The sequence below is a fragment of the Cognatundibacterium oligocarboniphilum genome, assembly GCF_013377855.1.
In the GTDB taxonomy this organism is placed as follows: domain Bacteria; phylum Pseudomonadota; class Gammaproteobacteria; order Burkholderiales; family Burkholderiaceae_D; genus Undibacterium; species Undibacterium oligocarboniphilum.
In genome coordinates, this window is the sequence record NZ_JABXYJ010000010.1 from 83,151 (window position 1) to 91,148 (window position 7,998).

Genomic DNA, 7,998 nt, shown 5'->3' on the forward strand with positions numbered 1-7,998 from the left:
GATTAATCGCGCTCGAGATCGATATCGATACCCAGAGAGCGAATTTCCTTGACCAGAACGTTGAACGATTCTGGCATACCTGCATCAATCACGTGATCACCCTTGACCAGGTTTTCATATACTTTGGTACGGCCATTCACGTCATCCGACTTGACGGTCAGCATCTCTTGCAAGACGTAAGACGCGCCGTAAGCTTCCAGTGCCCAAACTTCCATCTCACCGAAACGCTGACCACCGAATTGGGCTTTACCGCCCAATGGCTGCTGCGTGACCAGAGAATATGGTCCGGTTGAGCGGGCATGCATTTTATCATCAACCAGATGGTGCAGTTTCAGCATATGCATATAGCCAAGAGTCACCTTGCGCTCGAACGCTTCGCCAGTCCGGCCATCGTACAGGGTAACCTGATTTTTGGATGGCGTCATACCGAGTTGTTCGGCAATGTGATCAGGGAAAGCCAGATCCAGCATGCGGCGGATTTCAGACTCATGCGCACCGTCAAACACCGGTGTCGCAAACGGCACACCGTTTTTCAGGTTGTTCGTCAGTTCCAGAATTTCTGCATCGCTGAAACCGTCGATATCTTCCTTCTTGCCGGATTCGTTATAAATCTTTTTCAGGAATTCGCGCAGCTCTTCAACCTTCGCTTTCGCTTTCAGCATTTCACCGATACGCAGACCCAGACCCTTTGCCGCCCAGCCCAGATGCACTTCCAGAACCTGACCCACGTTCATACGGGACGGAACACCCAGCGGGTTCAGTACGATGTCTGCAGGCGTACCATCGGCCATGTATGGCATATCTTCAATCGGTACGATACGGGAAACCACACCCTTGTTACCGTGACGACCCGCCATCTTGTCACCTGGCTGCAGGCGACGCTTGACCGCGAGATACACTTTGACCATTTTCTGTACGCCTGGCGGCAATTCGTCGCCCTGAGTCAGCTTGGTGCGTTTTTCTTCGAACGCCAGATCGAACTGATGACGTTTTTCGGCGATGGAATCTTTCATCGCAACCAGTGCATTCGCCGCATCATCGGATGCCAGACGGATATCGAACCAGTGATATTTATCGATGCTGGCCAGATATTCCTTAGTGATCTTGCTGCCTTTTGCCAGCTTGGCCGGACCGCCGTCAGCGATCTTGCCGTCCAGCATACGCTCCAGACGCTCGAACGCATCGCCTTCCACGATACGCAGCTGATCGTTCAGATCCAGGCGGTAGCGTTTCAGTTCATCGTCGATAATCTGCTGTGCGCGTTTGTCGCGCTGGATACCTTCGCGAGTGAACACTTGAACGTCGATGACTGTACCAACCATGCCGGACGGTACGCGCAAAGACGTATCTTTCACGTCGGACGCTTTCTCACCGAAAATCGCACGCAGCAGTTTCTCTTCCGGTGTCAGTTGAGTTTCGCCTTTTGGCGTGACTTTACCAACCAGTGTGTCGCCAGCTGTTACTTCGGCGCCGATGTAGACGATACCGGATTCATCCAGACGGGCCAGTTGGTTCTCAGCCAGATTCGAGATATCGCGGGTGATTTCTTCCGCGCCCAGCTTGGTGTCACGTGCCACAACGGACAACTCTTCGATATGAATCGATGTATAGCGGTCGTCAGCTACCACTTTTTCAGAGATCAGAATCGAATCTTCGAAGTTATAACCGTTCCACGGCATAAACGCGACCAGCATATTCTGACCCAGAGCCAGTTCGCCCATGTCAGTCGATGCGCCGTCAGCCAGGACGTCACCTTTGGCAACCACGTCACCGACTTTGACGATAGGACGCTGGTTGATATTGGTGTTCTGGTTGGAACGGGTGTACTTGATCAGGTTGTAAATATCCACACCGACTTCACCAGCCTGTGCTTCAGCATCATTGACACGAATCACGATACGACCCGCATCGATGTAATCGACTTTACCGCCGCGCAGCGCCTGCACTGTGGTGCCGGAGTCAACTGCCACGGTACGCTCGATACCAGTACCGACGAAAGCTTTCTCCGGACGTAGACAAGGAACTGCCTGACGCTGCATGTTGGCACCCATCAACGCACGGTTCGCATCATCGTGTTCGAGGAATGGAATCAGCGATGCCGCAACGGAAACTACCTGACCGGTCGCCACGTCCATGTACTGGATGCGCTCTGGCGAGACCAGGATGGTTTCGCCAGCTTCACGGGCAGACACCAGTTCGTCGACCAACGTGCCTGTGCCGTCGATGGTCGCATTCGCCTGAGCGATGATATAGCGGCCTTCTTCGATCGCAGACAGATAATCGATCTGGTTCGTGATTTTGCTGTCAACAACCTTGCGATATGGCGTTTCTAGGAAACCGTATTCGTTCAGACGCGCGTACAAAGCCAGCGAGTTGATCAGACCGATGTTCGGGCCTTCCGGTGTCTCGATCGGACAAACGCGGCCGTAGTGGGTCGGATGCACGTCGCGGACTTCAAAGCCGGCGCGCTCACGGGTCAGACCGCCAGGTCCCAGTGCGGAAATACGGCGCTTGTGCGTGATTTCGGACAGCGGGTTGGTCTGATCCATAAACTGCGACAACTGCGAAGAACCGAAGAATTCGCGGATTGCTGCAGAAATCGGCTTGGAGTTAATCAGGTCATGCGGCATCAGGTTATCGGCTTCCGCCTGACCCAGACGCTCTTTGACGGCACGCTCGACACGCACCAGACCGGCACGGAACTGGTTTTCAGCCAATTCACCAACGCAACGTACCCGGCGGTTACCCAGGTGATCGATATCGTCGACTTCGCCGCGACCATTGCGCAGCTCAACCAGAATCTTGATTACGGCGAGGATGTCTTCGTTGGACAAAGTCATGGCGCCGGTCAGTTCGTCGCGGCCGATACGGCGATTGAACTTCATACGGCCAACAGCCGACAGGTCGTAACGCTCTTCACTGTAGAACAAACCATTGAACAGCGCTTCAACAGAATCTTCTGTCGGCGGTTCGCCAGGGCGCATCATGCGGTAAATCGCCACGCGTGCTGCCATCTGGTCGGCAGTGTCATCGGTACGCAAAGTCTGGGAGATGTAAGCACCCTGATCCAGATCGTTGGTATACAAGGTCTGAATGTCAGTGACGCGAGCATCGCGCAGACGTCCCAATAATTCTTCTGTCAGTTCGTCGTTGGCATTCGCAATCACTTCGCCAGTATCGGCGTCGATAATATTTTTCGCCAGCACACGGCCGATCAGATAATCTTCTGGAACAGAAATATGCTTGATGCCGCCGGCATCAATTTCGCGGACATGTTTTGCGTTGATGCGCTTATCTTTGGCAACAATAACTTTACCGGACTTGTCGGTAATATCGAAACGCGCCACTTCACCGCGCAGACGCTCGGAAACAAATTCCATTTCAGCGCCATCGTTATGCAGCGTGAAATTATCGAAAACGAAGAAATTAGCCAGGATCTGCTCATTGGTCATCCCAATTGCACGCAACAGAATCGTGACAGGCATCTTACGACGGCGGTCAATACGGAAGAACAGGATATCTTTCGGATCGAATTCAAAATCCAGCCATGAGCCGCGGTAAGGAATAATCCGTGCCGAGAACAGCAATTTACCGGAAGAATGCGTTTTGCCACGGTCATGTTCAAAGAACACGCCCGGCGAACGGTGCAACTGGGACACAATCACACGCTCGGTACCATTGATCACAAACGAGCCGGTGGTGGTCATCAGAGGCAATTCGCCCATGTAGACTTCCTGCTCTTTCATTTCCTTCACGACCGGTTTGGTCGGCGACTCTTTATCCAGAATCACCAGACGCACCTTAGCACGCAGCGGAGACGCATAAGTCAGTCCGCGCAACTGACATTCCTTGACGTCAAAAGCGGGATCACCTAATACATAGGATAAAAACTCAAGACGAGCAAACCCATTGTGCGAAACAATAGGAAAAATCGAAGTGAAGGCAGATTGCAAGCCCTCATTTTTGCGGTTTGCAGCAGTTCTGTCTTCTTGTAAAAAGCTCTGATACGACTCGATTTGGGTCGCCAATAAGAACGGAACGTTGTGGACGTTGGCGCGCTTCGCAAAAGATTTACGAATACGCTTCTTCTCAGTAAATGAGTAGTGCATGGACACTCCGTGAGTGACAGGGAAGGAAGGAGAATTCAGGATTCCTGACGCACATTACAAATACCTTGCGACAAAAAGCCTCAAGTCTCAACCCTCAGCCTTAATAAACAACTAAACAACCCGAAACGACAAAGAAGCCAAAGAGGAATCCTCTCTTGCAAGAGGATTCCTTCCTTTGACTTCGGCAAATCCGGAGATTTGCCTTGATGCTGAATTACTTGACTTCGACTTTCGCGCCAGCTTCTTCCAGCTTCTTCTTAGCAGCTTCAGCGTCAGCTTTGGAAACACCTTCTTTAACTGCTTTAGGTGCGCCGTCAACCACGTCTTTCGCTTCTTTCAAGCCCAGGCCTGTCAGTTCACGAACTGCTTTAATCACGCCAACTTTGTTCGCGCCAGCTTCAGCCAGAATGACTGTGAACTCTGTTTGCTCTTCAGCTGCAGCAGCCGCGCCGCCTGCTGCTGGACCAGCGACTGCCATTGCAGCTGCGGATACGCCGAATTTTTCTTCGAATGCCTTCACCAGGTCGTTCAGGTCCATTACGGACATCGCGCCTACGGCTTCCAGGATATCGTCTTTGCTAATTGCCATTTGAAACTCCTAATATTTTTAAATCACATCGATTCGGTATTTGACGAAAAAGCGAGACTGCAATTAAGCAGCTTCGGCTTCTTTTTTCGCTGCCAGAGCTGCCAGGCCACGTGCGAAGCCGGATACAGGTGCCTGCATCATGCCCAACAATTGTGCCAACAGAACTTCACGGCTTGGGATGCTTGCCAGTGCAACAACACCAGCTTTATCCAGCGATTTGCCTGCATAGTTACCTGCTTTAACAACCAGTTTGTCATTGCCTTTTGCAAAGTCATTGACGACTTTAGCGGCAGCAACAGCATCGTCCGAGATCGCATAGATCAACGGACCGGTCATTTCAGAAGCGAGGTTAGCAAATGCAGTACCCTCAACGGCGCGACGTGCGAGTGTGTTCTTCAACACGCGCATGTAAACGCCCTGAGCACGTGCGGATGCACGCAATTGCGTCAAATGACCGACCTGGATGCCACGATATTCAGCTACGACGATAGTCTGTGCAGTTGCTACTTTTGCAGAGACTTCAGCGACGACAGCCTTTTTGTCATTCAGATTGAGACTCACGGTCAACCTCCATTAGTGATACTCATTCAGCACATCAGGATGATGAGCTTCCTTTATATCGTTTCGAACACGGCGTCCGAAGTTAGGAGCTTCACTGGCGGACCAGTCCACTACAAAACTTGTTCGGGTACACCATCTGCGTTGGGCTCTGTCGTCTATGCTCCAGATATTTAACTTGACAGGCATCAGAGATGCATATCAAGCCCAACGGTCTTTGACACTCTGAATGTACGACAGCACATTCAGCCCAAAGAATCGCCCTGCGCCAAAAGCGCAGGGACTTAATTTTTTACTTAAGCCAGATTAGCGTGATCAACGCGAACGCCTGCACCCATCGTGGATGAGATGGAGACTTTACGCAGATATACACCTTTGCTGGATGCAGGTTTTGCCTTGTTCAGGGCATCAATCAGCGCAACCAGGTTAGCTCTCAGGTCGCCGTCAGCAAAAGATTTGCGACCGATAGTTGCATGGATAATCCCTGCTTTATCTGTACGATACTGAACCTGACCCGCTTTTGCATTTTTAACTGCGGTCGCTACGTCCGGAGTCACTGTGCCAACTTTTGGGTTAGGCATCAGACCACGTGGACCCAGAACCTGACCCAGAGTACCAACGATACGCATTGTGTCAGGAGAAGCGATCACAACGTCAAAAGGCATGTCGCCAGCTTTAACGCGCTCTGCCAGATCTTCCATACCGACGATATCTGCACCGGCGGCTTTCGCTTCTTCAGCTTTTGCACCTTGTGCAAATACCGCTACGCGTACAGATTTACCAGTACCGGCAGGCAGAACGACCGCGCCGCGGACAACCTGGTCGGATTTCTTAGGATCAACGCCAAGCTGCACGGAAACGTCGATAGACTCATTGAATTTCGCTGTTGCGCATTCCTTGATCAACGCGATAGCGTTATCAAACGGATAGACTTTCAGACGATCTACTTTAGTCGCGAGCAACTTTGCTTTTTTAGATAACTTAGCCATTACAGACCCTCCACCGTGATACCCATGGAACGAGCAGAACCGGCGATAGTGCGCACAGCTGCTTCCATGTCAGCAGCAGTCAAATCTTTTGCTTTAACTGTTGCGATTTCTTCCGCCTGCTTACGAGTAATCTTGCCAACTTTATCAGTATGTGGCTTGGAAGAACCTTTAGTGATACCAGCTGCTTTTTTGATCATGTAAGTTGCCGGAGGGGTCTTCATCACGAAAGTGAAAGACTTGTCAGCAAATGCAGTGATCACAACAGGGATCGGCATACCTGGCTCCATACCCTGGGTCTGCGCGTTGAACGCCTTGCAGAATTCCATGATATTCAGACCACGTTGACCCAGAGCTGGACCGATAGGTGGAGATGGATTTGCTTTACCAGCTGGCACTTGCAGCTTGATAAAACCGATAATTTTCTTTGCCATGATGGCTCCTTCATTAAATGAGTAATAGCGCCCGCCAATGCCTACCACACACTGACAGGCTCCTCTGCCTGCTTACTTTAATCAGTTTCAACAAACTTCTGTTACGCACCAATCAGCGCTTTAACCTTATACCTTTTCGACCTGAGCAAATTCCAGCTCAACCGGGGTTGCACGACCAAAGATAGTGACCGTCACGCGGACTTTAGATTTTTCGTAATTCACTTCTTCAACATTGCCATTGAAATCAGTGAATGGACCTTCTTTAATCCGGACAACCTCGCCAACTTCATACAACACTTTTGGCCGTGGTTTCTCAACACCATCCTGCATCTGCTGCAAAATCTTATCAACCTCATGCTGAGGGATAGGAGATGGCTTATTGGATTTACCACCGATAAAACCGGTTACCTTGTTGGTGTTTTTCACCAGATGCCATGTATCGTCAGTCATTTCCATTTCAACGAACACATAGCTCGGAAACAGACGACGCTCGGTGACTGCCTTGCGGCCGTTACGAACTTCGATTACTTCTTCTGTCGGCACTAAAATCCGGCCAAACAGATCTTGCATACCAGCACGGTCGATACGCTCAACCAGTGCGCGCTGAACACTTTTCTCCATACCTGAGTAGGCATGAACCGCATACCATCTTTTAGCACTTTTGGGCACAGACACCACTGGCGCTGTACCCTGTTCGTTTTCCTGAATGTTATCGCTCATTATTTTTTCCATCCAAGGATTACGTCATACAACATAAACTCCAGAAACTTATCCGTTCCCCAGAGAAAGATCGCCATAATCAAAACAAAACCAAAAACGACGGCAGTAATCTGCCCGGCTTCCTTACGCGTTGGCCATACAACTTTTTTTGTTTCACGGACCGCTTCTTTCGCGAACTCAACGAAGTCACGTCCCACCTGAGAAACAGAAACCAGACCGACAGCAACCACCAAACCAGCCAACAATGCAATCACACGAACCCACGAGGACTGACCAGCAAGAACATAAAAAGCAGCAATTCCAGCAACGATCGCAATAGCCGCCAGAATGACTTTATATTTGTCACCTGAGGTATTAACTGTTTGTACGGAATGATTAGACATACTCATTTACTTTCGGTGCCCTGCGGCTTTGATGGTGGCAGGGGCGGAGGGAATCGAACCCCCAGCCTACGGTTTTGGAGACCGTCGCTCTGCCAATTGAGCTACACCCCTACATCTTTGAAACTACTCAAATTATCACGGCGACCCAGAACAGATCGCCGTATTTGAATGGCAGCTTACAAACTTCTATTACTCGATAATCTTGGCAACCACACCCGC

The 7,998-nt window shown here is 50.6% G+C and carries 7 protein-coding genes and 1 tRNA gene; all 8 read right to left on the reverse strand.

Annotated features, from left to right (window positions below; genetic code table 11):
- Window positions 1–2: 2 nt before the first annotated feature.
- On the reverse strand, window positions 3–4,109 hold the full coding sequence (gene rpoB / locus HV832_RS15255; protein WP_176804714.1) for a DNA-directed RNA polymerase subunit beta: 4,107 nt from the start codon (window positions 4,107–4,109) through the stop codon (window positions 3–5).
- Window positions 4,110–4,323: 214 nt separating this feature from the next.
- Window positions 4,324–4,698 (reverse strand): 50S ribosomal protein L7/L12, encoded by a 375-nt coding sequence (rplL, locus tag HV832_RS15260; RefSeq protein ID WP_176804715.1) that lies wholly within the window; start codon window positions 4,696–4,698, stop codon window positions 4,324–4,326.
- A 63-nt stretch (window positions 4,699–4,761) separates the two neighbouring features.
- Window positions 4,762–5,259, reverse strand: coding sequence for a 50S ribosomal protein L10 (gene rplJ, locus HV832_RS15265; protein ID WP_176804716.1), 498 nt, complete (start codon window positions 5,257–5,259; stop codon window positions 4,762–4,764).
- A 293-nt stretch (window positions 5,260–5,552) separates the two neighbouring features.
- Window positions 5,553–6,245: a 50S ribosomal protein L1 gene (gene rplA, locus HV832_RS15270; RefSeq protein WP_176804717.1), complete on the reverse strand. Its 693-nt coding sequence runs from the start codon at window positions 6,243–6,245 to the stop codon at window positions 5,553–5,555.
- Window positions 6,245–6,676, reverse strand: coding sequence for a 50S ribosomal protein L11 (gene rplK, locus HV832_RS15275; RefSeq protein WP_176804718.1), 432 nt, complete (start codon window positions 6,674–6,676; stop codon window positions 6,245–6,247). Before rplK ends, rplA begins: the two co-directional genes overlap by 1 nt.
- Window positions 6,677–6,802: 126 nt before the next feature.
- On the reverse strand, window positions 6,803–7,396 hold the full coding sequence (gene nusG, locus HV832_RS15280) for a transcription termination/antitermination protein NusG (protein WP_176804719.1): 594 nt from the start codon (window positions 7,394–7,396) through the stop codon (window positions 6,803–6,805).
- Entirely contained in the window at window positions 7,396–7,779 is a 384-nt protein-coding gene (gene secE, locus HV832_RS15285) for a preprotein translocase subunit SecE (RefSeq protein ID WP_176804730.1), read from the reverse strand. Before secE ends, nusG begins: the two co-directional genes overlap by 1 nt.
- A 35-nt stretch (window positions 7,780–7,814) precedes the next feature.
- Window positions 7,815–7,890: transfer RNA gene (locus HV832_RS15290), tRNA-Trp, on the reverse strand.
- Between the last annotated feature and the right edge of the window lie 108 nt (window positions 7,891–7,998).

Bases quoted from the DNA above. Each gene is read 5' to 3' on its own strand.
- rpoB (WP_176804714.1), bottom strand. From the start codon at position 4,109: ATGCACTACTCATTTACTGAGAAGAAGCGTATTCGTAAATCTTTTGCG.
- rplL (WP_176804715.1), bottom strand. From the start codon at position 4,698: ATGGCAATTAGCAAAGACGATATCCTGGAAGCCGTAGGCGCGATGTCC.
- rplA (WP_176804717.1), bottom strand. From the start codon at position 6,245: ATGGCTAAGTTATCTAAAAAAGCAAAGTTGCTCGCGACTAAAGTAGAT.
- rplK (WP_176804718.1), bottom strand. From the start codon at position 6,676: ATGGCAAAGAAAATTATCGGTTTTATCAAGCTGCAAGTGCCAGCTGGT.
- nusG (WP_176804719.1), bottom strand. From the start codon at position 7,396: ATGAGCGATAACATTCAGGAAAACGAACAGGGTACAGCGCCAGTGGTG.
- secE (WP_176804730.1), bottom strand. From the start codon at position 7,779: ATGTCTAATCATTCCGTACAAACAGTTAATACCTCAGGTGACAAATAT.